This is a genomic window from Micromonospora globbae (genome assembly GCF_003610785.1).
Classification (GTDB): Bacteria; Actinomycetota; Actinomycetes; order Mycobacteriales; family Micromonosporaceae; genus Micromonospora; species Micromonospora globbae.
The window spans coordinates 147,826-173,445 of the sequence record NZ_RAQQ01000017.1 but is presented as its reverse complement, the minus strand read 5'-3'; the positions used below and the strand labels follow the sequence as shown (position 1 = coordinate 173,445).

At 74.4% G+C, this 25,620-nt stretch carries 26 protein-coding genes and 2 pseudogenes; 16 read left to right on the top strand and 12 right to left on the bottom strand.

Annotated features, from left to right (window positions below; translation table 11 throughout):
• Window positions 1-167: 167 nt before the first annotated feature.
• A complete protein-coding gene (locus D7I43_RS22655) occupies window positions 168-737 on the bottom strand; it encodes a GNAT family N-acetyltransferase (protein ID WP_120330563.1) in 570 nt (189 codons plus the stop codon).
• Complete coding sequence (locus D7I43_RS22650; protein ID WP_120330562.1) at window positions 734-2,137, bottom strand: cobyrinic acid a,c-diamide synthase CobB; 1,404 nt, start codon at window positions 2,135-2,137, stop codon at window positions 734-736. The genes D7I43_RS22655 and D7I43_RS22650 overlap by 4 nt, the downstream gene beginning before the upstream one ends.
• 153 nt (window positions 2,138-2,290) lie before the next feature.
• Here D7I43_RS22650 and D7I43_RS22645 point away from each other — a divergent pair, with 153 nt between their 5' ends.
• Window positions 2,291-3,112 (top strand): SURF1 family cytochrome oxidase biogenesis protein, encoded by an 822-nt coding sequence (locus D7I43_RS22645; protein WP_192902239.1) that lies wholly within the window; start codon window positions 2,291-2,293, stop codon window positions 3,110-3,112.
• 135 nt (window positions 3,113-3,247) lie between these two features.
• On the opposite strand, the gene D7I43_RS22640 is transcribed toward D7I43_RS22645, so the two are convergent.
• The 4 genes from D7I43_RS22640 to D7I43_RS22625 all read right to left on the bottom strand — a co-directional run bounded on the left by D7I43_RS22640 (window position 3,248) and on the right by D7I43_RS22625 (window position 7,412).
• Entirely contained in the window at window positions 3,248-4,831 is a 1,584-nt protein-coding gene (locus D7I43_RS22640) for an ATP-dependent DNA ligase (protein ID WP_120330560.1), read from the bottom strand.
• 62 nt (window positions 4,832-4,893) lie between these two features.
• Entirely contained in the window at window positions 4,894-5,100 is a 207-nt protein-coding gene (locus D7I43_RS22635; protein ID WP_120330559.1) for a hypothetical protein, read from the bottom strand.
• 77 nt (window positions 5,101-5,177) lie between these two features.
• A complete protein-coding gene (locus D7I43_RS22630; RefSeq protein ID WP_192902243.1) occupies window positions 5,178-6,530 on the bottom strand; it encodes a dipeptidase in 1,353 nt (450 codons plus the stop codon).
• A gap of 255 nt (window positions 6,531-6,785) precedes the next feature.
• Window positions 6,786-7,412, bottom strand: a complete 627-nt coding sequence (locus D7I43_RS22625; RefSeq protein WP_192902238.1) for a uridine kinase family protein — start codon at window positions 7,410-7,412, stop codon at window positions 6,786-6,788.
• Window positions 7,413-7,647: 235 nt separating this feature from the next.
• Between D7I43_RS22625 and D7I43_RS22620 the strand changes: the two genes are divergently transcribed.
• Window positions 7,648-8,049, top strand: a complete 402-nt coding sequence (locus D7I43_RS22620; protein WP_120330578.1) for a rhodanese-like domain-containing protein — start codon at window positions 7,648-7,650, stop codon at window positions 8,047-8,049.
• Window positions 8,050-9,271: 1,222 nt separating this feature from the next.
• On the opposite strand, the gene D7I43_RS22615 is transcribed toward D7I43_RS22620, so the two are convergent.
• The 3 genes and pseudogenes from D7I43_RS22615 to D7I43_RS22605 all read right to left on the bottom strand — a co-directional run bounded on the left by D7I43_RS22615 (window position 9,272) and on the right by D7I43_RS22605 (window position 12,938).
• On the bottom strand, window positions 9,272-10,813 hold the full coding sequence (locus D7I43_RS22615; RefSeq protein WP_120330557.1) for a cobyric acid synthase: 1,542 nt from the start codon (window positions 10,811-10,813) through the stop codon (window positions 9,272-9,274).
• Between the two features lie 161 nt (window positions 10,814-10,974).
• Window positions 10,975-11,946, bottom strand: a pseudogene (locus D7I43_RS22610) (cobalamin biosynthesis protein); the annotation flags it as partial.
• 431 nt (window positions 11,947-12,377) lie between these two features.
• Entirely contained in the window at window positions 12,378-12,938 is a 561-nt protein-coding gene (locus tag D7I43_RS22605) for a single-stranded DNA-binding protein (RefSeq protein ID WP_420870232.1), read from the bottom strand.
• 99 nt (window positions 12,939-13,037) lie between these two features.
• Here D7I43_RS22605 and D7I43_RS22600 point away from each other — a divergent pair, with 99 nt between their 5' ends.
• From D7I43_RS22600 to D7I43_RS22540, 13 genes are all read left to right on the top strand, one after another.
• A complete protein-coding gene (locus tag D7I43_RS22600) occupies window positions 13,038-13,655 on the top strand; it encodes a helix-turn-helix domain-containing protein (protein WP_158610135.1) in 618 nt (205 codons plus the stop codon).
• On the top strand, window positions 13,652-13,846 hold the full coding sequence (locus D7I43_RS22595) for a hypothetical protein (RefSeq protein ID WP_120330553.1): 195 nt from the start codon (window positions 13,652-13,654) through the stop codon (window positions 13,844-13,846). The genes D7I43_RS22600 and D7I43_RS22595 overlap by 4 nt, the downstream gene beginning before the upstream one ends.
• A complete protein-coding gene (locus D7I43_RS22590) occupies window positions 13,843-14,568 on the top strand; it encodes a DUF2637 domain-containing protein (protein WP_120330552.1) in 726 nt (241 codons plus the stop codon). Before D7I43_RS22595 ends, D7I43_RS22590 begins: the two co-directional genes overlap by 4 nt.
• The gene (locus D7I43_RS22585) at window positions 14,565-16,328 is read left to right on the top strand and encodes a type IV secretory system conjugative DNA transfer family protein (RefSeq protein ID WP_120330551.1); all 1,764 of its coding nucleotides are present in this window, start codon (window positions 14,565-14,567) and stop codon (window positions 16,326-16,328) included. The genes D7I43_RS22590 and D7I43_RS22585 overlap by 4 nt, the downstream gene beginning before the upstream one ends.
• Window positions 16,325-16,552 (top strand): hypothetical protein, encoded by a 228-nt coding sequence (locus tag D7I43_RS22580; protein ID WP_120330550.1) that lies wholly within the window; start codon window positions 16,325-16,327, stop codon window positions 16,550-16,552. The genes D7I43_RS22585 and D7I43_RS22580 overlap by 4 nt, the downstream gene beginning before the upstream one ends.
• A 458-nt stretch (window positions 16,553-17,010) precedes the next feature.
• Window positions 17,011-17,202, top strand: coding sequence for a hypothetical protein (locus D7I43_RS22575; RefSeq protein WP_120330549.1), 192 nt, complete (start codon window positions 17,011-17,013; stop codon window positions 17,200-17,202).
• 355 nt (window positions 17,203-17,557) lie between these two features.
• Window positions 17,558-18,433: a hypothetical protein gene (locus D7I43_RS32800; RefSeq protein WP_158610134.1), complete on the top strand. Its 876-nt coding sequence runs from the start codon at window positions 17,558-17,560 to the stop codon at window positions 18,431-18,433.
• A complete protein-coding gene (locus D7I43_RS22560) occupies window positions 18,430-18,669 on the top strand; it encodes a hypothetical protein (protein ID WP_120330547.1) in 240 nt (79 codons plus the stop codon). The genes D7I43_RS32800 and D7I43_RS22560 overlap by 4 nt, the downstream gene beginning before the upstream one ends.
• Before the next feature lie 12 nt (window positions 18,670-18,681).
• Window positions 18,682-18,831: a hypothetical protein gene (locus D7I43_RS32795; RefSeq protein WP_158610133.1), complete on the top strand. Its 150-nt coding sequence runs from the start codon at window positions 18,682-18,684 to the stop codon at window positions 18,829-18,831.
• 273 nt (window positions 18,832-19,104) lie between these two features.
• A complete protein-coding gene (locus D7I43_RS22555) occupies window positions 19,105-19,650 on the top strand; it encodes a hypothetical protein (protein WP_120330546.1) in 546 nt (181 codons plus the stop codon).
• Entirely contained in the window at window positions 19,647-19,883 is a 237-nt protein-coding gene (locus tag D7I43_RS22550; RefSeq protein ID WP_120330545.1) for a hypothetical protein, read from the top strand. The genes D7I43_RS22555 and D7I43_RS22550 overlap by 4 nt, the downstream gene beginning before the upstream one ends.
• 11 nt (window positions 19,884-19,894) lie before the next feature.
• Window positions 19,895-20,668: a hypothetical protein gene (locus D7I43_RS22545; protein ID WP_147427281.1), complete on the top strand. Its 774-nt coding sequence runs from the start codon at window positions 19,895-19,897 to the stop codon at window positions 20,666-20,668.
• A gap of 241 nt (window positions 20,669-20,909) precedes the next feature.
• Complete coding sequence (locus D7I43_RS22540; RefSeq protein WP_147427280.1) at window positions 20,910-21,224, top strand: hypothetical protein; 315 nt, start codon at window positions 20,910-20,912, stop codon at window positions 21,222-21,224.
• Window positions 21,225-21,245: 21 nt separating this feature from the next.
• On the opposite strand, the gene D7I43_RS22535 is transcribed toward D7I43_RS22540, so the two are convergent.
• The 3 genes and pseudogenes from D7I43_RS22535 to D7I43_RS22525 form a co-directional block, all read right to left on the bottom strand.
• Entirely contained in the window at window positions 21,246-21,920 is a 675-nt protein-coding gene (locus D7I43_RS22535; protein ID WP_120330542.1) for a hypothetical protein, read from the bottom strand.
• Window positions 21,921-21,977: 57 nt separating this feature from the next.
• The gene (locus tag D7I43_RS22530; RefSeq protein ID WP_120330541.1) at window positions 21,978-23,507 is read right to left on the bottom strand and encodes a recombinase family protein; all 1,530 of its coding nucleotides are present in this window, start codon (window positions 23,505-23,507) and stop codon (window positions 21,978-21,980) included.
• Between the two features lie 19 nt (window positions 23,508-23,526).
• Window positions 23,527-23,694 (bottom strand): annotated as a pseudogene (locus D7I43_RS22525) (single-stranded DNA-binding protein); the annotation flags it as partial.
• 879 nt (window positions 23,695-24,573) lie between these two features.
• On the opposite strand from D7I43_RS22525, the gene D7I43_RS22520 reads away from it, so the two are divergent.
• The gene (locus tag D7I43_RS22520; RefSeq protein WP_120330577.1) at window positions 24,574-25,605 is read left to right on the top strand and encodes an alpha/beta hydrolase; all 1,032 of its coding nucleotides are present in this window, start codon (window positions 24,574-24,576) and stop codon (window positions 25,603-25,605) included.
• The last annotated feature ends 15 nt before the right edge of the window (window positions 25,606-25,620 follow it).

Sequence of the window (25,620 nt, the reverse complement as noted above, 5' to 3'; positions counted from 1 at the left end):
CCGTCGACGCCACCCGACCCGGCGACAACACCCCCCGGATCATCCGTACGACAGGGGCAGTAAGTCATACCGGGCCGGGCGACCGAGCAGTCCCCGGCTGGGGACGATCAAAAAGGTAACGGGCGGGGCCGGGGCGGGGCGGGGCGGGGCGGGCGGCGGGGTGCGGGTTAGCGGAGGTCGGCGGCCACGAACGACCACAGTTCCAGGTCGACCCGGGCGCCGCGGACGTAGCCGGCGTTGCGGAGCAGCCCCTCGTAGCTGAAGCCGGCCTTCTCGGCCACGCGCCGAGAAGCCGTGTTGCCCGGCGCCACCCGCAGCTCGACCCGCTGGAAGCCGTGCTCCAGGATCAGCGCGATGGCCACCGCGTCCACCGCCTCGGCGGCCAGGCCGAAGCCCCGGGCGTGCGGCGCCACGGCGTACGAGACCTCGGTGACCCGGGCGCCCCAGTCGGTACGCCGGGTCCACAGGCAGCCCACGAGCCGCGCGTCCTCCCGGCGGATGATCCCGTAGTGGTCGCCCTCCCCGCTGTCCCGGCGCTGCCGGGCCAGGTCGGTGCACCACGCGTGCCCGTCGATCGGCCCGGAGTCGTCGGCCAGCGGCAGCCAGCGCCGGGTCATCTTGTCGGCGAGGATCTCCCCGACCGCCGCGGCGTCCGCCGCCACGAGCTGGCGGACCTCGGTACGCGGCGTCGAGACGGTCAGTGCCGGGAAGCGCCGTACGGCGACCTGACCGATCACGCCGGCACCCCGCCGGAACCCGTCTCGGCCGGATCGGGCGCCGGATCGGCCACCGCGGCGGCCACGAGGCGCGTCGCGATCCCGGGGTAGCCGGCCCAGTGCACGGCGAGCTGCGAGGCGTGCACGTTGCGCCAGACGAAGCCCTCCGGCGTACCGCCCTCCCAGCTCCAGGCCGGTCGCCGGCCCGCGCGCGGATCGAGCACCGCCCGGTGCTGCTTGTGGCCGACCACGACCGACCCCTCCGCGGCCACCACGCTGCCGGCGCGGGCCGTCGCCTCCCGGTAGCCGATCACGAGGCCGTCGCGGCTGGTCCCCACCGCGTCGAGCACCCCGCACATCGGCAGCCCGTCCAGCTCGCGGGCCAGCCAGAGCAGGCCCGTCCCCTCGGCGACCACCGGACGGCCGGTGCGGGCCAGCTCGGCCACCGCGATGCAGAGCCGCCGGTTGGCCGAGAGCTGCTCGGCGTACGTCTCGGGAAGCGCCCCGCCGACGACCAGCGCGCGGGTGCCCGGGGGCAGCGCCTCGTCGCGGAGCGGGTCGAGCGTCACCACCTCGGCGCCGGCGGCGGCGAGCAGCTCGGCCGTCTCCGGCGGGCTGTAGCTCCCGCCCGCGGCGCCGGCCAGCGCGACCACCGGCGGCTCGGCCGGGGCCACCGGGTCACCCAGCTCGTCGCCGGGCGACCAGGCCGTGGCCGGCAGCGGCGGGGCCGACCGGGCCAGCCCGAGCAGCCGGTCCAGGTCGACGGTGGCGGCCACCGCCTCACCCAGCCGGCGTACGGCGCGGCCCGCCTCGGCGGAACCGCCGATCGCCGGCACCACGCCGTGCCCCCGGCTGGGCAGCACGGCGGGCAGGTCCTGCCGGCGCAGCGCCCCGTAGACGGGCACGCCGAGGTCGTCGAGCGCCTCGCGCAGCATGGCCTCGTGCCGGGACGAGGCGACCCGGGTGAGGATCACCCCGCCCAGCCAGAGCTGGTCGTCGTACGACCGGAAGCCGTGTACCAGGGCGGCCACCGACTGACCCATCGCGGCGACGTCGACGGCCAGCACCACCGGGCTGCGCAGCGCCGTCGCCACGGCGGCCGTGGAGTCGTGCTCCGGCCGGCCGCTCACGCTGTCGTACAGCCCCATGCTGCCCTGGACGACGGCAAGCCCGGCCCCCGCGGCGCCGTGGGCGAGCAGCGGGGCGAGGCGGTCGGCGCCGACCAGCCGCGGGTCGAGGACACGCCCGGGCCGACCGGCGGCGAGCCCGAGGTAGGCCGCGTCCACCGGATCCGGGCCGATCTTGAATCCGGCGACCGTGAGGTCGCGGTCGGCGAACGCGGCGAGCAACCCGATCGCCAGCGCGTTCTTGCCGTGGCCGGAGGACGGCGCGCTGAGCACCAGGCGCGGCACGACGGTCATCATCGACTCCTCGCGTGCGGTACGCGGTCGCGGGGCGGCTGCCCGCCCGGTGACGATACCGGTCCGGACCGCCGGGCGAGCGGCACCCGATGTCCTGTCGCGACGCGCAGCCGGGCGGTCGCGGGCAGTGGTGCCGGTCATACGAGTAGCCTCGTGGCTGTGTACCGGTTCCTGCTGACCCCGCGCTGGCTCGGCATCCTGGCGCTGACGCTGGTGGCGGCCACCGTGATGGTGTTCCTGGGCAACTGGCAGCTGGACCGCTACCGGGGGCGCACCGAGATCAACGAGCGGATCGACGCGGGCGCGAGGATGGCCCCGACGCCGTTGCGCGACGCGCTGTCCGCCCCGACGGGTGGCGCGGGCACCGCCGGGCCGGCCCCGGCCGAGGACAAGGTCTGGACCCGGGTCACCGTCACCGGGCGGTACGACCCGTCGAACATGGTCCTCGTCCGCAGCCGCACCGTCGACAGCCGGGTGGGCTTCGAGGTCGTCACCCCGCTGGTGCTGGGCGACGGCACCGCCGTCCTCGTGGACCGGGGCTGGATCCCGCCGGCGCCGGGCGGGGCGACCGCCCGGCCGGACCTGCCCGCCACGCCGTCCGGCGAGGTCACCGTGGTGGGCCGGGTGCACGAGAGCGAGAGCGGCGCGGGCGCGGTGGAGCGACGCGACGGGCGGCTGGAGACGCGGCGGATCGCCGTCCCCCGGCTGGCGCGTGAGCTGCCGTACCCGGTCTACGGGGCGTACCTGCTGCTGGACGAGCAGATCCCGGCCGCCGACCCGGCCTTCACGGCGGTGCCGATCGGGCACACCAACAACTGGCAGAACTTCGGCTACGTCGTGCAGTGGTGGCTCTTCGCCGGGATGACCCTGTTCGGCTACGGCTGGGCCGCCCGCCGGGAGGCCCGCCGTGCGGCCGGCCACGACCCCCGCCCCGTCGACCGGGCCGCGGAGCCCGCCACCAGCACCTCCGCCTGACCCGGCGCCGGGCGCCCGCCGCTGCGGGGTCCGCCGAGACTCGATCGGGCGGGGTCCGCCGAGACTCGATCGGGCGGGGCGATGCCCGTGGACCGGCGGATCGGTCGGGCGGCGGTGCCCCTGGACCGGCGGCGCTCAACCGGTCGGGCGGCCCGCGTGGATGGCCCGGACGGCGTCGATGGTGTCCGCCTCGGCGGCCGACTTGTCGGTGCGGTAGCGCACGACCCGGGCGAAACGCAACGCCATCCCGCCCGGGTAGCGGGAGCTGGTCTGCACCCCGTCGAACGCGATCTCCACGACCTGCTCGGGGCGGACCCGCACCACCCAGTCGCCCTTCTCGACCGCCAGGCCCAGGAAGCGCTCGGTCTGCCAGCGCAGCATCTCGTCGGTGAGGCCCTTGAACGTCTTGCCGAGCATGACGAAGTCGCCCGTGCGCGGGTCGCGGGCCCCCAGGTGGAGGTTGGAGAGCCAGCCCCGGCGCCGGCCACTGCCCCACTCGACCGCGAGCACCACCAGGTCGAGCGTGTGCCGCGGCTTGACCTTCACCCAGGCCGAGCCCCGCCGGCCCGCGTCGTACGGCGCGTCCGGCGCCTTGACCACGACCCCCTCCTGGCCGGCGTCGACGGCCGCGGCGAACGCCGCGCCGGCCTGCTCCGGCCCGTCGACATCCACCCGGCCGACCAGCAGCGACTCGTCGACCGCGCCGGCCAGGGCGGCCCACCGGTCACGGCCGGGCAGGTCGATCAGATCCTCGCCGTCGAGGTGCAGCAGGTCGAAGAAGTACGGCGTCAGCACGGTCTCGCCGGTGGTCTCGGCCGCGGCGAGCACCGCCGGGGCGACCGGCGAGCGGCCGGTGGTGCTCGGCGTGGTGCGCCGTGCCGCCCGGCTGGACGTCTGCTGGAAGGGCAGCGGCCGGCCGACCTCGTCGAGGCCGATCGCCTCGCCGTCGAGCACCAGCTCCCGGCCGGGCAGGGCGCGCACCGCGGCCACCACCTCGGGCACCCGGGCGGTGATCTCGTCGAGGCTGCGGGTGAAGACCGCGATGTCCTGCCCCGAGCGGTGCACCTGGATCCGGATGCCGTCGAGCTTGACGTCGACCACCGCCGGCGTGCCGGTCGCGGTGAGCGCCTCGTCGACCGTGGGCGCGCTCTGCGCCAGCATCGGGGCGAGCGGACGCCCCACCTGGAGACCGAAGTCGGCCAGCGCGGCGGCGCCGCCGGACAGCGCGGCCGCCGCGACGGCCCGCAGGTCACCGGCGAGCAGCAGCGCCCGGCGTACGGCCGTGACCGGCACCTCGGCGGCCCGGGCGATCGCGTCGGCGAGCAGCCCGGCCTGCGCACCCTGGCGCAACTCGCCGCTGAACAGGCCGGTCAACAGCCGCTGCTCCTCGGGCGTGGCGGCGGCGTAGAGCGCACCGAGCAGCGCCCGACGGCGCGCCTGGGAGCCGGCCCCGCGCACCGCGGCGATCTCGTCGATGGCCGCGTCGACGGCGGCCACCGTCAACGTCGGCTCGGCGGCGGGAGGTGGCAGGTCGCGCAGGCTCGCGTAGCCGACCCCGGTCTGCCGTTGGCGCAGCTCGCCGGCGAGCCACCCGGCGCCCGCCGACACCTCGGCCGGGTCGAGCGCCCGCAGCGCACCGGCCAGCAGCTCCACCTTGGCCCGCCGGCCGCTGGTGGCGGCCACGGCCGCGGAGGTGGCTGCCAGGTCGAGGAACCGCACGGGTTCATCCTGCCAGCCACCTCCGACATCACCCCGAGATTGCGCGGCGGCGGAGCCGTCGATCAGGCCGAGACCGGCTCCTCGATCCGCAGCCCGCGGGCCCGGACCTCGTCGGCCACCCGGCTGAGCAGCGAGTCGAGCGCGACCAGGGAGGCGGAGAGTTCACCGAGCTGTTCCTTGAGCGTGTCCTCGGACCACGCGGAGACGTCGACGTCCCCCAGAGCGCTGACGGCGGCCTGCAACCGGGCCATCACCTCGTTCGTACTCATGTTCGAAAGGCTATACCACCGTGGCCCGCGACACGCCGCAAAGTCCAGAATCGACCCGGGCGTTACGGTTTCGACACCTAGCTCCGGCTGCGGGCCACCTCGGCGACCTTGCCGAGCAGCAGCGCCTCCGCGAGGCAGACCCGGGCGAACTCGCCCAGGTGCAGGCTCTCGTTCGGGCCGTGCGCCCGGGCGTGCGGGTCCTCCACGCCGGTCACCAGGATCGCGGCCTGCGGGAACATCTGCTGGAAGGTCGCGATGAACGGGATCGAGCCCCCCACGCCGATGTCCACCGGGTCGGTGCCGTCCCAGGCGGTCCGGAACGCCGAGCGGGCGGCGTCGAACATCGGCCCCGACGCGTCGATGACGCACGGCTCGCCGTCGTGCTCGAACGTGACCGTCACCCGGGCGCCCCACGGCGCGTGCTTCTCGAGGTGGGCGCGCAGCGCCGCGTACGCCCGCTTCGGGTCGTCGCCCGGCGCGAGCCGGACGCTGAGCTTCGCCTTCGCCGCCGGGACCAGCGCGTTCGGCGCCTCCCCGGTGGGCGGCGCGTCGATGCCCAGCACGGAGAGGGCCGGCTTGGTCCACAGCCGGTCGGTGAGCCGGCCCGTGCCGATGAACTCGGCGCCCTCGATGAGCCCGGCCTCGGCGCGGACCCGCTCCTCCGGGTAGTCGACCGTCGCGCCCTCCCGGCCGACCAGACCCTCGACGGCGACGTCGCCCGCGTCCGTGTGCAGCGTCGCGAGCAGCCGGACCAGCGTGGTGAGCGCGTCCGGGACGGCGCCGCCGAACATGCCGCTGTGCACCGCGTGGTCGAGGGTGCGGACCTCCACGAAGCAGTTGACGATGCCGCGCAGCGAGGTGGTCAGCGCCGGCACGCCGATGTCCCAGTTGCCCGAGTCGGCGATGACGATCACGTCCGAGGCGATCTCGTCCCGGTGCTCGGCGAGCAGCCGCTCCAGCGAGTCCGAGCCGTACTCCTCCTCGCCCTCGATGAACAGGACCACGCCGACCGGAAGCTTGTCGCCGTACGCGCGCAGCGCCGCCACGTGCGCCATGATGCCGGCCTTGTCGTCGGCCGCGCCGCGGCCGTAGAGCCGGCCGTCGCGCTCCACCGGCTCGAACGGGTCCGACTCCCACAGCGACAGGTCACCGACGGGCTGCACGTCGTGGTGGGCGTAGAGCATCACCGCCGGCGCGCCGGGCGGGGCGGCCTTCCTGCCGATCACCGCGGGCTGCCCGCCGGAACGCGCGATCGTGACGTCCAGGCCGCAGCCGCGCAGCAGCTCGGCCACCGCCTCGGCGGAACGCTCGACGTGCGAGTGGTCGAAGCCGTCGAACGCGATGCCGGGGATGCGGACGAGGCGTTCCAGGTCGGCGCGGACGCCGGGCATCTCCCGCTCGACGGCGGCCCGGATCTCGGACTCGGACATGATCGGTGTGGTCATGACCGGCATCGTATGCCGGCCTTACCGTGCCCGCCCGGGCCGGTGGAGGGATACAGAGCGATCGGACGGCTGGCGACGTGCCGTCGAGCGCGTCGTGCGCCGCACCTTGCGCGACGGGTCCTGAGGCGCCTGGTTGCGCAGCGAGCCGAGCCGGCAGCCGGCGCGCCGGTCAGGGCAGGCAGCGGCGCGGTTGCGCAGCGACCCGAGCCGGCGGGCCCGGGCCGGCGGTCGCCACGCCGGTCAGGGCAGGCGCACGTAGTAGCGGGCACGGTCGTGCGGCAGGCCCGGCGCCCCGTCGACCACCAGGTCGACGCGCTCGGCCGTACGGTCGGCGGTGAAGTGCGCCTCCTCCCCCGCGTGCCAGCGGCGCAGGTGCGGAAGGATCTCCGGGCCGTCCCGGGCCACGGCGCGGGCCAGGCGCAGCGGCGCCGGCGCCGTGACGAAGACTCCGAGCGTCAGCTCCGGCCGGGCCTTTGCACGGGCCGCGCTCACGCCCTCCACGAGCAGCACCGGGCCGACCGGCACCGGCACCACGTCGGGCAGGAACTCCCGCCGCACCCAGCTGTACCGGCGGTACGCCCCCGCCCGCCCCGCACGCAGCGGCGCGAGCACCTGCTCCTCCAACCGGGCCCAGAAGGTGAACTGGTCGTCCCAACCGTCGAGCAGGTCGTCGGTGTGCACCAGGGGCGGCCGACCGCCGCCGGGCAGCGCGGCGAGGGCATCGGCGAGGTGCGTCGCGAACCGGCTCTTGCCCGCCCCACTCGGCCCGTCGACCGCCACCAGACGCGTACGCCCCAGCCGCGGCGGGCCCGCGAGCACCCGCCGGGCCAGATCGGCGTACGGCTCGACGACCGCGACCGGAGTCACGCGCCGGTCGCGGCAGCTCGGAGCGTGGTCAGCACGGCGCCAGTATGCCGGGGTCGCGACGCGCTGGCCGCGTCGGATCTCCCTCGGCCTGGGGTCCGCCGCCCCGTTCGGGGTACGGCCGTCCGGTGCGCCGATCACGTCCGGGGGAATCACGTCACCCACCGGTTGCCGCCGACCCGTTCGCCGGGTGGGACAGCCGTCCACTCGGCATGATCGAGACGTGCTCCGTGACGTGATGAGCCCCGGCGTCGAGGCCCTGCTGGAACAGGCCCGCTCCGGGCTGCACCGGTTGACCCCGCACGAGACCGTCGAGGCGGTCCGCGGTGGCGCGCTGCTGGTCGACATCCGGACCGATCGGCACCGCCGGGAGCAGGGCGACCTGCCCGGCGCGATCGTCATCGACCGGACCGTGCTGGAGTGGCGGCTCGACCCGGCGAGCCCGTGGCGCATCCCGGAAGCCACCGGGTACGACCGGGAGATCGTCGTGGTGTGCCGGCACGGCTACAGTTCCAGCCTCGCGGCGGCGAGCCTCCAGGCGCTGGGGCTACGCCGGGCGACCGACATGATCGGCGGTGTGCAGGACTGGATCACCGCCGGCCTGCCGCTCTCCGACGGCCCCGCCGACGTCCGCCCCTGACCGGAGACGGCTGGCCCGCACCACCCCGGAGGTAGTGGCCTCCGCGGCCGAGCGAGGCGGCTGGTCCGCGACATCCTGGATGTGGTGGCCTCCGCCGCCGAGGGAGGCGGCAATTCCCAGGAAGTAGTGGGATCCCGCACGCCGAGTGACCCGCGGAAGCGAGCAACCTTCGCGCAGGACGACCGCGATGTCCCTGAATGACGCGACATCCCTGATGAGTCGCCTCCGGGCGGAGCGACCGCAACATCATGGATGTAGTGGCCTCCGCGGTGCGGAAAGGCAACAACATCCAGGAAGTAGTGGGCTCTGCGTCCGGCGAGGGCAACACCCGGGAGGTGTCCTCCCGGTGCGGAACGAGGCAACATCCGGGACGGAGCGGCCTCACCGCACAGGGAGACAACGACATCCCGGAAAGAGTCGCCTCACTCGCGCGGCGTGACAGCACCATCCAGGAAGTTGTGGCCTCCTCCGGCAGGAGCGCACTGGTCAAGCTGCGCCCCGCACACCTGAGCCGAGCGAGGCGGGCTCAACCTTCGGGCACGGCGGCAGCACCGGGAAGTCGGAGCCTTTCCGCGAACCGCACAACTCCGGCGACCAGACCTGCCCGGCCCCGCCTCGCCACGCCACGCCACGCCACGCCAAGGGCAACGCGGCCAACAACGGCGCCGAACGCGGCATCCCCCGGGACGTTGCCCCTCGGGACGGAACGACCACAACAACCCGGAAGTAGTGGCCTCGACCATCCCGGGATACAACAACATCCAGGAAACAGCGACCTCCCACGCGCGAGCGACGACAACTCCGCGAAGTTGCGGCCCCTTGGATGGGCCACGCCTCGGACGCCGCGCACCGGGCAGCTGCCCGTTCGGCCGCCGGGCATCGAGCACGCGCACGTGGGCGCCGAGCACCTCTGCACGGGCACCGGGCACCGGGCACCGGGCACCGGGCACCGGGAACCGGGCACCGGGAACCGGGCACCGGGCACCGGGCACCGGGCACCGGGAACCGGGAACCGGGAACCGGGCGAACGGCCACCCCGGGCACCGGGCACCGGGCACCGGGCAAACGGCCACCCCGGGCAACGGCACCGGGCAAACGGCCACCCCGGGCACCGACATCGGCAACCCGGCGCCCGCTGCCGGCGCTGGGGCACCGGCAACCTGGCGCCGACTGCCGGGGCCGGGCGCGGGCTCAGGTGAGGGTTGCGCGTCGGGTCGGCGTCTCAGAGGTGTGGGGCGCCTGGGGGGACGAAGGGCAGGTCGGCGGGCGGGCCGGACTCGATGAGGCGCCAGAGGGCGTCGGTGCCCAGGTGCTCCTCGACCAGGTCGCCGAGCAGGTCGAGCGACCGTTCCCGGGCCGCCGCGAACGCGGTGTCCGGGGCGACCCGGAATCCGTGCCGGCCGGCGAGGCGGGCCACCTCGGTGAGGAACCGGCGGCGGAACTCGTCGGACTCGAAGGTGCCGTGCCAGTGCGTACCGTGGATCGCGCCGAGGACGGCACCCTCACCGGTGCCGTCCGCCGCGGTGATGAGCGGGGTGAGCCCCGGGTCGGCCGTGGAGACGTACCCGTGGTGGATCTCGTAGCCGCGGACCGGCACCCCCTCCCCGGCGGTGCCCACCGACTGCCGGACGGTCTTGCGCGGGTCGAACGTGATCTCGATGGGGAGCAGGCCGAGGCCGGGTACGCTGCCCCGCCGGCTCTCCACCGGGTCGTGGATCTCCCGGGCGAGCATCTGGAAGCCGCCGCAGATGCCGAGCAGCGGCTTGCCGGCGGCGACGTGGGCGAGGACCGCGTCGGCGAGGCCGGTCTCCCGCAGCCAGGCGAGGTCCGCCACGGTCGACTTGGAGCCGGGCAGGACGACCAGGTCGGCGGCGGCCAGTTCGGCGGGCTCGACCGTGAGCCGCACCCGGACGCCCGGTTCGGTGGCGAGCGCCTCGACGTCGGTGGCGTTGCTGATCCGGGGCAGCCGGACCACGGCCACGTCGAGCCAGTCGGTGCCGTGCGGGGCCGCGGGGCGGCCGAGCACCCGGCCGTACGCGAGGGAGTCCTCCGCGTCCAGCCAGAGGTCGAGCGACCAGGGCAGCACCCCGTACGTCGGGCGGCCGGTGACCTGGCGCAGCATGTCCAGCCCGGGGCGGAGCAGGCCGAGGTCGCCCCGGAACTTGTTGATGACGAAGCCGGCGACGAGCGCCTGGTCGGCCGGGTCGAGCAGCGCCAGCGTGCCGAACATGGACGCGAAGACGCCGCCCCGGTCGATGTCGCCGACGACGATCGTCGGCAGCCCGGCGTGCCGGGCCAGCCCCATGTTGACGTAGTCACCGGCGCGCAGGTTGATCTCGGCGGGGCTGCCGGCGCCCTCGCAGATCACCACGTCGTACGCCTCGCGCAGTTCGGCGAGCGCCGCGTACGCCGTCTGTGCCAGGCGGGGTCGCAGCTCCCGGAACGTGCCGGCGGTGACCGTGTCGACCGCCTCGCCGAGCAGCACGACCTGGCTGGCGAGGTCGCTGCCCGGTTTCAGCAGCACCGGGTTGAAGCGCAGGTCCGGGGCGAGGCCGCAGGCGGCGGCCTGCATCGCCTGGGCCCGGCCGATCTCGCCGCCGCGCCCGTCCGCCCCCACGACCACGGCCGAGTTGTTGGACATGTTCTGTGCCTTGAACGGCGCCACCTTCACGCCCTGGCGGTGCAGCCACCGGCAGATGCCCGCGGTGAGCACGCTCTTGCCGGCGTCGGACGTGGTGCCGGCGACCAGCAGCCCGCCGCTCACCGCCGCCTCCCGGTCGCCGCCGCACCCCGAGGCAGGGCCGCCGGTTCGGCACGGTCGCGTACGCCGGGTCGCGGCAGCCCCCACCGGCTCCCGCCCGGCGCGTCGCCGGAACGTGCGGGGCGGAGCGCCGCCCGTCGGGTGCGGGCGGGCACCACGGCCCGCAGCGTACGGCGGCCGGCGGCGGCCACCAGCCGTCCGGCGGTCAGCGGGTAGACGGCCGCCACGGCGAGGGCGGCCAGCCCCACGGCACCGGAGATGCGGGCCGCCCGTGGGAGGTGTCGCGCCTCCGGACGCGGCCCGTCGCCGAGGAACGGCCGCACCTCGGAGCGGCCGAAGTAGACGTTGCGGCCACCGAGCCGTACGCCGAGCGCACCCGCCATCGCGGCCTCGCACTGGCCGGCGTTGGGGCTCGGGTGGTCGTTGCGGTCGCGCCGCCACACGCGCCACGCCCGTTCCCGGTCGCCGTGCGCCACTGGGGCGACCGCCACGGTGAGCAGCCCGGTCAGTCGCGCCGGCACGAGGTTGAGCAGGTCGTCCAGGCGGGCGGCCGGGGTGCCGAAGCGCGCGTACCGCGGCGAGCGGTGCCCGACCATCGCGTCGAGGGTGTTCGCGGCCCGGTAGCCGAGCAGGCCCGGCAGCCCGGCCACCGCGCCCCACAGCAGCGGGGCGACCACGGCGTCGGAGGTGTTCTCGGCGACCGACTCGACGGTGGCCCGGGCCAGTTCCGGCTCGTCGAGGGTGGATGGGTCCCGACCGCAGAGGTGCCCGAGGCGTTGCCGCGCGGCCGGCAGGTCTCCGTCACGCAGCGCACGCCCCATCACGTGCGCCTCGTGGCGCAGGGTGCGACCGCCCAGCACCGTCCAGGTCCCCGCGGCGACCAGGGCCGCCCGGGCGACGGGCCGCCGGCGGGTCGCCACCGTGGCGGCCGCGCCGAGCAGCACCGGCACACCGACGGCCAGGGCGGTGAACGCCGCGCCCGCGGTGCGGTCCGGCCGGTAGATCCGCTGCTCCAACGCACCGGCCGCACGACCGAACCCGGCCACCGGGTGCCACCGGCGCGGGTCGCCGAACAGCCGGTCCAGGGCGTAGCCCGCCACCAGTCCCGCCGCGTTCGCCACCGGCGCGTGCCGCACGCGCATCACCTCCGGCCGGCCAGCCTAGACGAGCGCCCCGAACAGACCCGCCGGTGCGGGGGCTCCGGGTGGGCCGGTCCCCGTCCCGCCGGGGCGGCCAGGAAGCCGCCCGCGGTCAGTCCTCGGCCGCCGGTCGATGCCGGGCGATCCAGTTCCTCGACGTCGCGCCGACGCCACACCATGCCCATCCTCAGCACCGCCACAGGTGGATCAGGATCGAGCCGAAGCCGCCGCCCGAGGGGTCTGGGAACCCTTCGTCGCGGCGATGACCAGGCTGCCGCGATATGCCGCCCAGCATGTCGCGTGTCTCGGTGATGCCGACAAGGTCCACGAGTCAACGCCAGGGCGGCGCTGAGGGGAACGGCCCGGCGCGCGGGGTGACGTCGGCTCTCCGCCGCCACCCCGCCCCCGTCGCGCCGCCGGCGCCAGGCTCAGGCCGGCTGCGGCACCCGCCCCCGACCTCGGCGACCACGGGCCGGCGCGGCACCGCTCTCCAGCGGCTCGTCGGGCACCGGGTCGAGGTCGCCGTCGCCGGCGGACCCGCCCGCCACGGGCGCCAGCTCCTCGGTGTCGCCCGCGAGCTGCCCGTCACCCGCGCCCGCGTCGGCCGGCCCGTCGAGCTCGCCCGGGTCACGGTAGGGCCGCGAGGTGCTGAAGTCGGGCAGCTCGAACTCGTCGTCGAGCGACCGGTCTTCGGGCAGCGCGGGGGCCTGGCCGTCGGGCACCGGCTCGGTGGGCTCGCCGTGCACCCGGGTCTCCGCCTCCGCGTCCTCGACGGTGCTGGTGGTCGTGCTCGGCCGGTTGCGCAGGAACCGGGCCCGGCCTCGGGACAGGTCGTGGCCCACGGCCACCGCCTCCAGCTCGTAGAGGGTGCGGTGGTTGCCGGCGTCGTCGGTCCAGTCCCGCGTGTAGAGGCGGCCGCAGACCACCACCGGGTCGCCGACCATCACGGAGGCGGCCACTCCCTCGGCCAGCTTCCGCCAGCAGTTCACGCGGACGCGGGTCCTGATGCGGCCCCATCACAAATGAAGACGGCCCCGGCGGCGCTGCAACGCCGTGATCCGGGGCCTGACCGAGAAAGGACCTCGGCTATGTCTCAGCCTACCTACCGGGGCGGCGCCGCCGCCGTGAAGGACGCCCTGCGCGCGTCTCACGACCTCAAGCCCACCGAGCGCCTCGTGCTGGTCGCGATCGTGGCCCACAGCAACGCTGAGGGACACGCGTGGCCCAGCGTCGCCACCATCGCCGAGTACGTCGGCTGCTCGGAGCGGACCGTGCAGCGGGCGCTGCGCCGCCTCGTCGAGGTCGGCCGCCTGGTCGTGCGCAAGGTCGCCGGCATCGCCACGCGGGTTTACCGCCTCGTCGTCGGTGGGGGCGACACCGAGGCCGCCGGGGGCGACATCCGCGAGCGCGGGGGCGACACCACGGCCGCCGGGGGCGACACGCAGGATGTCGCCCAAAGGTCATTTGAAGATCACCCCGAAGGTGTGAAGGCGCGCTCCGCGCGCGATTGGCGCAACTGGCTTCCCAAGAGCAAGAGCCGCCTCGGCGATCGCTCCGCTCCGCCGTCGGCGACGCCCTACCCGGAGCGTCGCGGCGCCGCTCTCCCGCCGGCTGCCGGCACCGAGCGCTGCCCGCGTCACCTCGGCGAGCTGGCCCACAACTGCCGCTGCTGCCGCTCCGAGGCGCTCGCCGGAGGTGCCGCGTGACCACCACCGCCGCCTACGCCCTCGCCGCCGTGCTGCTCGGCGGCCCGGCCGTGATGCTCGCCCCGTTCGTCGTCGCCCGCCGCCTCGTCGACCGCCACGCCGACGAGGTCGGCCCGGTCATCCGTGCCGCCGGCCGCGACGACCTCGACCCTGCCGCTTTCCGCGCCATTGCGAAGGAGACCGCCCGATGAACGCCACCGCCGTTACCTCTCGCCTGACGACCGGTCTCGTCGCCCTCGTCGCCGGCTACGCGAGCTATCGGCATATCGTCTCCGTCGCCCTCGAGGCCGGCGAGCACGCCTCGGTCGCGGTCGTCTACCCGCTCGCGATCGACGGCGCGATCCTGGTCGGCACGCTGGCGATGCTCGAGGACAAGCGCGCCGGCCGGAAGCCGCGACTGTCGGCCCGCGTGGCGCTCGCGTTCGGCATCGTGGCGACGATCGCCGCGAACATCGCCTCGGCTGCGCCGACGCTCACGGCTCGGCTTGTCGCCGCTGTGCCGCCGGTCGCGTTCTTGATCGCCGTCGAGGTGCTGAGCCGCCGAGGCAAGCTGATCGCCGAGCCGGTCGCCGAGCCGGTCGTGATCCCCGCGCCTGAGCCGGTCGCCGAGCCTGAGCCGGTCGACCCGTGGCGGTACGCCGAGCCGGTCGCTGAGCCGCAGCCTGAGCCGGTCGCCGCGCCGAGGCCGAAGCGGCTCACGCCACGCTCGGCGACGTCCGCTGACCGCGTGATGGCGGCTCACCTCGCCGAGCCGGACGCGACGCACGCCCGGATCGCTGAGCTTGCGGGCGTGAGCCTCGCGACCGTGAAGCGCTACCGGCCGTCGAAGATCAACGGCTCGCCGACCGGCGCGCAGCCTGCGGAGACGCGTGTAAACGGCGCCGTGACCGAGCTGGCCGAGGTGATCCGGTGAACGACCTCGAGCGCGCCATCCGCCGCCTCCGGCGCAAGCACACCGTGCCCCGGCTCACGTACCGCTACCTCGCCGGTCGGCCGCTCGACGGCCGCGACGGTTACCCGTACCTGAGCCGTGGCGCGGGCCGGCTGACCGGCTGGCAGCGTCAAGTGATCCGGCTCAGCGCGCCGGCCGTGAGCCTCGCCGCCGTGGTCGCCCCGGAGCAGACCGGCTCAGCCGTCGGCTCGGTCGCCCTCGTCGCCGGCTACCGGCTCAGGCGCCGGCTCACGGCTCGCCGCTTCCGTCGCGAGTACATCGCGCCGACGCAGGCCGCGCTCGCGCCCGCGCTCGGCCGCGAGCCGGGACAGGTGCGCCTACACGTCGACCCGACGCTCGGCAACTTGACCCCGCGCCTCGCGAAGCCGCTCAGCCCGGCCGAAGAGGCCGTACGCGCGTGGTACGGCGCTCACGTTGAGCCGGTCATCCGCTGGCTCCCCGACCGGGCGCAGCGTGCCGCCTGGGCCGTGCAGCGCACCGCCGAGCCGGTCACCTCGCGCCTGGCAGTGTTCCGCCGGCCGACGCCGCCGGACGCCGGCCCGCGCATCGAGCTGGTCGCCGACACGCCCTATCTGACGAAGGAGCAGCGCGCCCTCGTCTCGTCGATCATCAGCAGCAAGATTCCGGTCTCCGACCTCGTCGAGACCTGGCAGCAGGTCGGTCCGCGGGTAACGGCAACGTGGACGGTCCGCAAGCGCCCGCCGGCCCGCGTCGGCGTCGCCCAGGTCGCCGAGCACCTCCCGCGCCTCGCCGAAGATGAGTTCTTCCTCGGCCTGGGCGCGGGCGACCGGCCGGTCACGATCTCGCTGCGCGATGACTCGCCGCACATCGCCGTCTCGGCCGGCACGGGCGCCGGCAAGAGCGTGCTCGCCGAGCTGGTCGCCGTGCAGGTGCTCGCCCGTGGCGGTCGCGTGGTCATCCTCGACCGCAAGGGGTCGCACCGTTGGGCGCTCGGCCTCGACCGTGTCGACTACTGCACGAGGCCGGAGCAGATGCACGAGGCCCTCGTGCGCCTCGCCCAGCTCGCCGACGAGCGGAACACGCTCGCGCTGCACGAGCCGGACGACTGGAACCCCGGCGAGCGCGTGCTGGTCATCTGCGAGGAGCTGAACGCCACCATCGGGCAGCTCGCCAACTTCTGGGCCGAGGCGCGCGGCAAGGGCGACCCGAAGCGCTCGCCGGCCATCGCCGCGCTCGCCGACCTGCTCTTCATGGGCCGGAGCGCGAAGGTGAACGTGCTTGCGGTCGCGCAGCTCTTGACCGCCCGCGCCATCGGAGGCCCCGAGGCCCGAGAGAACTTTGGTTGCCGCCTGCTCGCCCGCTACACGGTCAACGCGTGGAAGATGCTCGTGCCCGAGGCCGCCATGCCCCGGCCCTCGCGGCACCTTGGCCGCTGGCAGGTCGTCGTCGGCGGCGTGGCGACCGAGACGCAGGTCGCCTACCTGACGATCGCCGAGGCGCGGGCGCTGGCATGTCCCGAGTCCCTGTCCCCTGCCCAGGTCAGCGCGCCTATCAAGCCCTCGCGGGACAACTTCTTGACGCTGCGCGAGGCGTGCGACGAGGGCGTGCTCCCGTGGTCGTACGAGGCCGCGAAGAAGCGCTTGCAGAGGCGCGTCGGCAACGTCCCCGCGCCTCGCACGCGCAAGGGCAACGCCGACGCCTACGCCCGCGCCGATCTCGTCGCCTGGGCGAGCAGCTCGCCGACGAAGGAGGCCGCGTGAAGCGCCGGAGCATCGCCGCCGACCTCCGGCCGGTCGTCGCCGAGGCCGAGGCCGCCGGCTGGCGCCTGGTCGCCGGCCGCAGACATCCGAGGCTGGTCTCGCCGCGCGGTCGGCTGGTCGTGCTGCCGGCCACGCCGAGCGACTACCGGGCAGCCCGCAACGCCCGCGCCCAGGTGCGCCGCGTGATCCGCGAGGAGGCCGACGGCCTGCCCGCGCCGGCCTGATCGGTTCAACACGTAGGCAGGAGGGCGCCCCACCCTCCCGCTGTCCGGCCACGGTCGGAGACGGCCCGGATACCCGCGAGGTGTCCGGGCCGTTGTCGTTGTCGACCTGGGCGAGGAGCTGCTCGCCGCGCGTCGCTATTCAGGCGCATGAGACCTACGGAGAGATTGCGGGCGACCGTTACCACGGCCTAGGCGCATGAGACCTACGGAGAGATTGCGGGCGACCGTTACCACCGTTCGGGCGCATGAGACTTACGAGGGAACAGCGCCCCGATGACTCCCGGCGTGCCGCGCGGGTCTGCACCGGTTGAGCGCGCGCCGGTCGGTCCTGCCCAGCGGACGGGGTCGGCCGGCGCTGCCGCGCAATTTCAACGCCTCGCCTCGAGCACACGCTCGCGGGTGGGGCGTTTCTTTTTGGCCCGATTGCGGGCGACCGCCATGCGCGAGGAGGTGATCACATGATCTGTCAGTACGACGCGTGCGGACAGCCGCTCCGCCCTGGGCGCCGCCGCTCGGCCGCCTACTGCAATGACGCATGCCGCTCGGCCGCGAGACGCACCCGCGAGGCCGCCGAGGTCGCGAAGCTGCGCGAGGAGCTGGCCGAGGCGCGCGAGGCGCTGGCGCACTTGCTCGGCGTGCCGCGCGAGTAGCGCCGGCCGTGGCGCGGCGACGGGCGCCGGGCTGCGGAGATGATCAAGGGTGCAGTTTCGACGTTGTGACGCTGAATCACCTCTCCTACATAGTTGCTCTACTTCTTCTTCTCCTCCTCCAAGAGCAACAAATAGGAGGAGGTGTTACAGCGTCACTTCGTCAAAACTGCACCCTCCTCCGGCCCGCCCTCGTCGCCGCGCCGGCCTCGCCCCGCGCTGCACACCTCGGCCCCGTTTGGCGCATGAGAGTGACGACCACCCACGACACCGAGGAGACCGCCCGTGCCACCTGCCCGCGCTTCACCATGCCGGCCCCGCCCCGCCGGCCCCGCCCCTACGTCGAAAGGATCGAGCCGTGTCATCCGACGCCGGCCAGTCATCAACCGGCGCCGCCCTCGTGCGGCGTCTCGCCCTGTTCGCCCACGACTTCTACGCCGAGCGCCCGCGCATCTTCGAGTGGTCATCGTGGCTGCTCGCCCGCGACACGCTCGCATTCAGCCCGGAGCGCGTCGCCGGCCGCGTGATCGAGCCCGTGCTGCTGCCGGTCTACTTCGTCGCCGACGACCCCGACCTCGGCGTGACGCGCATCGCCCGTCGCCGCGACGACGACCCGCACACGGCCGACCCGATCCGCCGGCCCGACTTCGACGCGACCGTCTGCGACCTGCTCGCCGCGCTGCCCGATCCGCCCGCACACCTCGGCCCGCAGCTCGCCCAAGCCGTAGCAGACACCCGCGCTATCGCCCGCTTCGGCCGCTCCGGCGCACCACGTCGCAAGGTCGCGAACTGGTGCCGCCGCGTGGCCGACGAGGTGCGTTACGCCCTGGACGACGAAGGCACCCCGGACGACGTCGAGGTGATCTGGCGCGAGACGCTCAACGCCCCGGAGGCCGTCGCCAAGCGCGCCGCTACGGTCGCCGCTCGCCGCGCCGGCAAGGTCGCCGCCCAGGCCGCCGCCGAGGAGGCCGCCCGGCGCTTCCTGCTCGCGCTGCCGCCCGGCCGGCACCCGATGCCGGAGGTGTGGCGCGCCTACGACGCCGCCGCCGACGCGAAAGCCCGTGTCGGCAAGCACCGCCTGTTTGCGCTCGGCCGCGAGTTGTTCGGCGACCCGGTGACCGTCCGGGGCGTGCGCCTCTGGAACGTCCCTGCCGCGCCGTCGACCGTGCTCGCCGAGCTGCTCGCCCGTACCGAGGAGATGACCGAGACCACGAAGGAGATGCGCGCCGCATGACTCACGCCCAGGTCGCCGAACTGTTCGCCGAGGCCGTCCTACAGAAGTGTGCCGAGTTGCTCTACCGCGACATGCGGCCGGAGATCGACGCGCACGCCGCTCGCCGGCAGGCTGCCCGCAAGCAGGCCGCGCCGGCACCCGCCGCGCCCGCGCCGGCCGTCGCCGGAAACGTCGTCGACCTGGGCGCGTGGCGCGCTCGCCGAGCAGCTCGCGCCGGCCGCGCCCGCGTGGCGTAGGAGGTACCGCCGATGTCCCGCCAGATGACCCGCGAGCAACGCCGCGACCTCGCGGCTCTGATCGTTGACCGCCTCACCGCCGAATGGCGCGAGCACGCACTCGACGGCCTCGCCGACCTACTCGCCGAACGGCTACGCGCTCGCACCGCGCGTACCGACTGACCCGCACCACCGCACCGACCCCCGCGACCGGCACCTCGCCGGCCGGGGGTCGCTTGCGTTTACACGCACCCCGAGGAGTTACCCGATGACCTGGCTCGACGCGCACCGCGCCCTCCGCGCGGACGCCTACAGATGCAGGCACCCACGCGACGCATCACCTCCTGGTCGCCGTCGACTCTGCCGCCGACCGACCCGCCGCGTCGCCCAGCTCGACGGCCGCCTCCGCGCTGTCTGCGCCCGCCACGGTGGCGCCCTGGCCGAGGAGGTCACGCCGTGACCGCCGTCGACCGCCCCGCGACGCCGGAGGAGATCGAGCGCATCGCGAAGGTGCTCGCCGGCATCGCGCTCGCCGCGCCGGGCGAGCGTTGGCACGGCACGCCGGAGCAGCTCGCCGAGCTGGTCGCCGCGCGCCTGCCGGATGTGCTGGTGACATTCGGCCGGATCACGCACGCGCTGTCCACGTTGAAGCACATCTACCGCGTCGCGCTCCGGCTCCGCGCCGGCCGCGTGTGGCTGTACGCGCAGGCGATCCGCTCGCCGGAGGAGGCCGACGCCCCGCCCAGCGTGGCGCCGGAGGAGGCCGACGCCGAGCGCGTCGCCCAGGTGCTCGCCGAGATCGCTTGGCTCGCGCCCGGCGAGCACTGGCGCGGCACCCGGCGCGAGTTGTGCGCCGCCGTCGCCGAGCGCCTCGGCCGTGACGTCGACTGGCACGACCTGACCGGCGCGCACGGCGTCCTGCTGCGCGAACACCGCGTGCAGTTCAACCACCCGCGTGACAGTGCGACCGTGAGGCTTCGCGTACGGAGGCCGTCGCCGTGACCGACGACCTCGGCCCGCGCCGGCCGCCCACGTACGACCTGACCGACGCCGATTGCCACGCGCTCGAGCGCGCCCTACGCATCGCCGTGTGCCGCCCGACCGACTTCGCCGACGACCTCGCCGAGCACCTGGACGAGGTCGCCCGGCGCCGCCGACGGCGCGCTGCCGAGCTGCGCGCGTACCTGCTCGACCCGACCACCCACCCGACGGCCGAGACCGTCGACTACCTGTGAAGGAGACCCGCGTGAGCGACCCGACCCCGACCCCGATCCCGACCCCGGCCGGCGCCCCGACGCCCGAGGCCCTCGACCGCGAAGCCGGCCACATCACGACCGCGCTCGACACCGGCGCTCAGGCGCTCGGCGAGTACGTCGGCGAGACCTCGGAGGCCGACACCGCCGCCGACTTCGCCGGGGACGCCGCCGCCGCCCTGGACGACGCCTACGACGCCGTCCGCTCGGCCGTCGCCAAGGCGCGCGAGATCGCCGCCGACATCAACATCTACCCGACCGGCCGGCACGCGCAGATCAACGAACTGATGCAGCGCACCGCCGCGAAGGTCGCCGAGGCCGTCAAGACCGCCACCGAGGCCGCCGAGGTCGCCGAGACCGTGGCCGTCGCCTCCGCGACGCCTGAGGTCGACCGGCGCGACGCGCTGACCGCGAGGCACGACCTCGACCTCGTGCTCGGCAACGTGAACGACGGCACCGTATCCGCTCGCCTTGAGGCGCTGATGGCGACCGACTCGCCGGCCGCGCACCTCGCCGCGAGCGACTACCTGCGCCTCTACCTCATCGCGAAGGGTGCCTCGCCGGAGCGGATCGAGGCGCTGACCCTCAAGGCCCGGCACGAAGCGCTCAAGGCCGCCGCCGCCTCGACCGACCGGAGCCGGCAGGCTGCCGCTCGCGCGGCGATGGCGACGACCAACGCTCGGAAGGCTGCGGCTGCGTTGCAGTCGGCGCTCGGCATGACGCGCCGGCACGTCGACCGCGTGCGCAAGACCATCCCCGCGAACTGACCTCGTCGCCCTGGGCGCGTCGACCACCACGGCCGGCGCGCCCTCGGCCGCCGCGGACGACTGAACGATCACGTTCTGCGATGCGTCACTGTGCGTGACAGCGAGGCCCGCACGCCCTGGGGGGTACCTCCCATCGCCGCAGGTCACAGAACCGCCGGAGAGCGCGCTCGCAGGTCCGTCAAGTTCAGAGACCCCGACCCGTGTCCAGAAGTCACGCTCTGTTACCCTCGAAGGAGACGCCTTGCCCCGTATCTCGCCGATCGGCTCCGTGCCGACCGACGCCGCGATCGCCGAGCGCCGCGCCCTCGCGCTCGCCGTCGTCGACCGGCACGCCGCCGACGCCCGCGACGCCGGCCGCGACCGGATCGACGTCGGCGCGGCGCACAACGCCTACGTGTCCGCCCACCGCGAGCGATTCACCCAAGGCCGCGACACCCGGACCGTCGACCCCGACCCGCGCATCCTGCCCGCCTCCGACTTCGCCGCGCTCGCCGCCGAGCACCTCGCCGGCCGCCTGGTCGTCGTCGGCGCCCGCCAGTACGTCAACTTCGCCTGAGACCGCCTGAGCGCCCCGGCCCTAGCTAGGACTAGGGGCGGGGCGCTTTCGCACGTCTGCGGTCGACTGGTCGGGTGCGCGCGGGCCGGTCTGGGCTGGCTCCCTGCTACCACCGTTGCCCTCGGGAGCTGCTTCGAGGAGCCCCAAGAACGCCTCAACCAAATGCAGGTAATCCTCGGCTTGCTCGGCCGTCGGCTTCGGGCGCTCGTCCACTCGGTAGGCGATGGTGGAAAGCCTCATGAGTTGCTCGAGAACAGACATTGTCTCGAATTTGATCAATCCGCGCTCTCTCGCCCGCTTCGCCATCCGCATGATCGTGCGGAGTTCGATCAATTCCTCGTCGTCCATCGGTAGATGCGCTTCGAACGCCTCGCGTGCTGCCTGCCAGGCATAGACGATCGACGACTGGGGATTGAGCCGGACGAGCGCCCGAGCCAGGCTGAGCAACTGCTGCGGATGGGTTCGCTGAGCCACTCCTTCTTGGAGCTTCGGCAGCGTTTCGGCCGCCTCGATCGTCGCGCTCGCCTCCTCGACGGCTCGGTCCCATTCAGCTTGGACCGGCCCAACCGTCAGCCTGCGCAGGTTATCGCCGAGCAGTTGCGCAACCCGCCGCCGGTACAGGAGCAGCACGACCAGGACGACCGACGGCCATGCGAGCGCCTGCACGAGCGCGACGCTGAATTGACGCCAGTTCACGTAGCCTCCTCGATCACCGGCGCGACTGTATCGAGGCAGCGCAATGGGTACGCCCCGCTACATCGCCTCCTCGGCCGCGACCTCGGCGAGCCGCTGTGCCTCCGCGTCGCCCAGGTCGCCGACCTCGCCGAGGAGGAGCTGCACCCGCCCCTCCTCGAAGACCTTCCGCCCCGGCAGGGTCGCCCGGTGAATAACCACCCGTGCGCCGGCCGAGGCGAGCAGCGCCCGCCGGCCGTCGACATCGCGCGCTGCCCATTCCTCGGCGAAGGTGCGCCCGGTCGGCACCCGGCGCACCTCCGTGACGGCCGTCGCCGGCAGTGCCTCGCGTTCCGCGTGCAGCGCCGAGAGCCGTGCCGCGAGCGCGCCGACGTCGGCCCCGCGCTCGGTCATCTGCCGCGCCGTGTCGGCGATGGCTGCCTCGACGTCGGCCCGGCGGCCGTCGTCCACTGCGACCGTGACGACCTCGACGACCGGCCACGCGCCGACAAGGCCGAGAAACTGCCGCTCGACGACTGCCTCTGTCTGCTCGGCCGTGATCGCGACGCCCTTGCATCCCTGCCCGTTGCGTCGCGCCGCACACGCGTACGTCGGCACGTTGGCGCCGCTGGCGTGCTTCCGCGACGAGGCGTAGAGCTTCCTGCCGCACCCGGCGCAGTACGCGATGCCGGAGAGGAGCCGTGCTGCCCGCACCCGCCGGCCGCGCCCCTCGACGCCGTCGCCGTTCGCCGCGAGCGTCGCGCGGAGCTGGTGCCAGACGTCGAGAGGCAGGATCGGCTCCCACAACTGGCGCGGCATGCCGTCGTCGCCCCGGATCACCTCGCCCCGGTAGACCGAGCGGCCGACCGTCGCCGGATTGAGGAGCATCTGCGCGATGACCTGTGTCGACCAAGGCGCCGGCTTCGTCCGCCGCGTCCGGCCCTGCGCGATCAGGAGCGCCGACCTCGTCGGTACGCCGCGAGCGTTGAAGTCGTGCGCGATCCGGTACAGCGACTCGCCCGCGAGCACCCGCTCGGCCGCCTCGCGGACGTAGGGCGCCGCGTCAGGGTCCGGCGCGAGCACGTAGCCGGGGCCGTCCGGCGCCGGAGTGACCTTGTAGCCGTACGGCGCGGCACCGCCGGCCCACCGCCCGAGCTTCCTCGCCCCGGCGATACCGGCCGCCGTCCGCTCCGCGATCGTCGCCGCTTCCATCTCGGCGAAGGCCGCGAGGATCGTCGCGACGAACCGGCCGGAGACGGTCGTCATGTCGAGCGACTCGGCGACCGAGACGAGCGCCGCGCCGTGCTGCTCGGCCTCCTCGGCGAAGGCCCGGAAGTCGACCACGTTGCGCGCGAGCCGGTCGAGCTTCGCGAAGATCACGACGTCGACCTCGCCCCAACGCTCCCTGATCTCGCCGAGGCCCGGCCGGTCGAGCCTGAGACCCTTGTCGGAGCCGCTCACGTCCAGGTCGCGCACGACGTGCGGGTGTACGTCCCACCCCTTCGCCGTGCAGTACGCGCGGCAGGCTTCCTCCTGCCGCGCCGGAGAGGTCGAGGGGTCGAGATCGCCCCGGTGCGACGAGAGCCGCACGTAGATGATCGCCGTGGTCATGGTGGGACATGCTAATCTGTCGCACGCGCAGGCTGTTGCCGTCGACCCAGCGGCCGCTGTCCCGGTCGAGGCGCCGGGCCGTCGAGGCGACCTTGAAGTTGGCCACCAGGGTGTTGCTCTGGGTGGTGCGCCGCCACTCCGGCGCCGTCAGCACATTGCCGACGACGGTGACGTAGGTGTCGAACATCGTCCCTCCAGGGGATCCGGGGCTGCCATCGCGAGTCGACTCGTGCCGAGCCTCCGCCGCGCCGCGATCCGGCGCCACCGCCCATGCCCGTTCTGTGGATGACGCGAGTGCCTGTGGACAACGCCCTGATCAAGCTCGAATCTGCTACGCGACCGGCCCTCGGCGACCGGTGACAAGGCTCGCGGCCAGGCGGATCGGAACGCGCTGGTCTCCTGGAGCTGGTCGCCCGGATCCGCAACCGCATCGGCGTGTTGCGGGGATCCGGTGGCTTTCCGTTGCGGGGATCCCGACGGCTCCCGCTGACCGCCGCGCCGCCATGTTGGTTGCTCAACGGGGCGGCAGGGGCGCGAGTGTGGTGGTCGGATCCTTCGGAGCTGACGTCGTAGACGATTCGACAACCGGTCCCCGCCGAACCACCGGCCCTCGACGGCCCCAACCCGACAACCTCCCGGAAGTCGGCGCCCACCGCGCGCCGATCCGCCGGCATCCGGGGACGTTGTCGCCTGGAACGTGCCCCGGCCGGACGGCAGGGACGCCGTGGCCTCGGGGTGCGCGCCGAGGCCGAGTCGCGCCTCACGGCATGGTGCGCTCCGGGGCGATCGAGGCCACAACATCGGGGATGTTGTGGCCTCGATCGCCCCTCGATGCGACAACATCCAGGAAATTGCGCGATCTTGACGAGTGACCCGCATGGGGAGGGCGCCGTGCGGTGGCCGCCGGGTGGCATGCTGCGGGGGTCCCGGCGGCGCGCCCGCCCGCACCACGATGACCGTGCTGCCCCACATCTGGGGCAGGTCGACAGGGCACAGCGCACCCACCTCGCACGCGCGGAGCCGCCGACCCCTACCGCCGGGTAACGTGCCGGCGTACCGTCGGGTCGTGGAACCGGACGTGCTGGGCCCGCCCTACGAGCGGCAGACGATCGACCTGGGCGCCGACGACGAGGGACCGGTGGTCGCCACCCTGGTCCGGCGGCGCGCCGACCGCCCCACCCGCCGGGCGGTGCTCTACGTGCACGGCTTCGTGGACTACTTCTTCCAGACCCACCTGGCCGACTTCTTCGCCGAGCGGGGTTGGGACTTCTACGCCCTCGACCTGCGCAAGTACGGCCGCAGCCTGCTGCCCCACCAGACCCCGAACTTCTGCCGCGACCTCGCCGACTACATCCCCGAGCTGGACGCCGCCGCGGAGATCATCCGCACGGACGACGGGCACGACACGCTGCTCGCCGTGGGTCACTCCACCGGCGGCCTCATCGTGTCGCTCTGGGCGCACGCCCGACGCGACGCGCGCATCGTCGACGGGATCTTCCTGAACAGCCCGTTCTTCGACTTCAACGCCCCCTGGGTCGTGCGGCGCCCCCTCGTGGCCGCCGTGTCCGGGCTCGGCCGCCGGGCGCCGCACCGCGTCGTCCCCTTCGGCCTCGGCACCGTGTACGGCGAGAGCATCCACGCCGACCACCGCGGCGAGTGGAGCTACGACCTGACCTGGAAGCCGCTGGCCGGGTTCCCCGTCCGGGCCGGCTGGCTGCGTGCCATCCGGGCCGCGCAACGGCAGCTGCGCGCGGGGCTGGACATCCCGGTGCCCGTGCTGCTCGCCTGCTCCACCCGCTCGTTCCGGGGCAAGCGGTGGCACGAGTCGGCGGCGCTGGCCGACGCCGTCCTGGACGTCGCGCACATGGTCCGGTACGCCCCGCGCCTCGGCCGGCACGTCACCGTGTCCCGGTTCGACGGCGGCATGCACGACCTCACGCTCTCCGGCCCCGCCGTCCGGGAGAGGGTCTTCACCGAGGTCGGCCGCTGGGCCGAGGCGTTCCTCGGCGCCGGCCCGACGGCACCGGCCGACGCCGTGACGACGCCGGCACCCCGCCGGCCCGCCGACCCGGCCGACGCGGCGGCCTCCGGCGGCTGACCCGGGTCAGGGGCA

What these genes read in the sequence shown, in the direction of transcription:
- D7I43_RS22530 (WP_120330541.1), bottom strand. Translation starts at nt 23,507, where the DNA reads ATGACCACGGCGATCATCTACGTGCGGCTCTCGTCGCACCGGGGCGAT.
- D7I43_RS22560 (WP_120330547.1), top strand. Translation starts at nt 18,430, where the DNA reads ATGACTCACGCCCAGGTCGCCGAACTGTTCGCCGAGGCCGTCCTACAG.
- D7I43_RS22590 (WP_120330552.1), top strand. Translation starts at nt 13,843, where the DNA reads ATGAACGCCACCGCCGTTACCTCTCGCCTGACGACCGGTCTCGTCGCC.
- D7I43_RS22635 (WP_120330559.1), bottom strand. Translation starts at nt 5,100, where the DNA reads ATGAGTACGAACGAGGTGATGGCCCGGTTGCAGGCCGCCGTCAGCGCT.
- D7I43_RS22600 (WP_158610135.1), top strand. Translation starts at nt 13,038, where the DNA reads ATGTCTCAGCCTACCTACCGGGGCGGCGCCGCCGCCGTGAAGGACGCC.
- D7I43_RS32795 (WP_158610133.1), top strand. Translation starts at nt 18,682, where the DNA reads ATGTCCCGCCAGATGACCCGCGAGCAACGCCGCGACCTCGCGGCTCTG.
- D7I43_RS22650 (WP_120330562.1), bottom strand. Translation starts at nt 2,137, where the DNA reads ATGACCGTCGTGCCGCGCCTGGTGCTCAGCGCGCCGTCCTCCGGCCAC.
- D7I43_RS22620 (WP_120330578.1), top strand. Translation starts at nt 7,648, where the DNA reads ATGAGCCCCGGCGTCGAGGCCCTGCTGGAACAGGCCCGCTCCGGGCTG.
- D7I43_RS22630 (WP_192902243.1), bottom strand. Translation starts at nt 6,530, where the DNA reads ATGTCCGAGTCCGAGATCCGGGCCGCCGTCGAGCGGGAGATGCCCGGC.
- D7I43_RS22575 (WP_120330549.1), top strand. Translation starts at nt 17,011, where the DNA reads ATGATCTGTCAGTACGACGCGTGCGGACAGCCGCTCCGCCCTGGGCGC.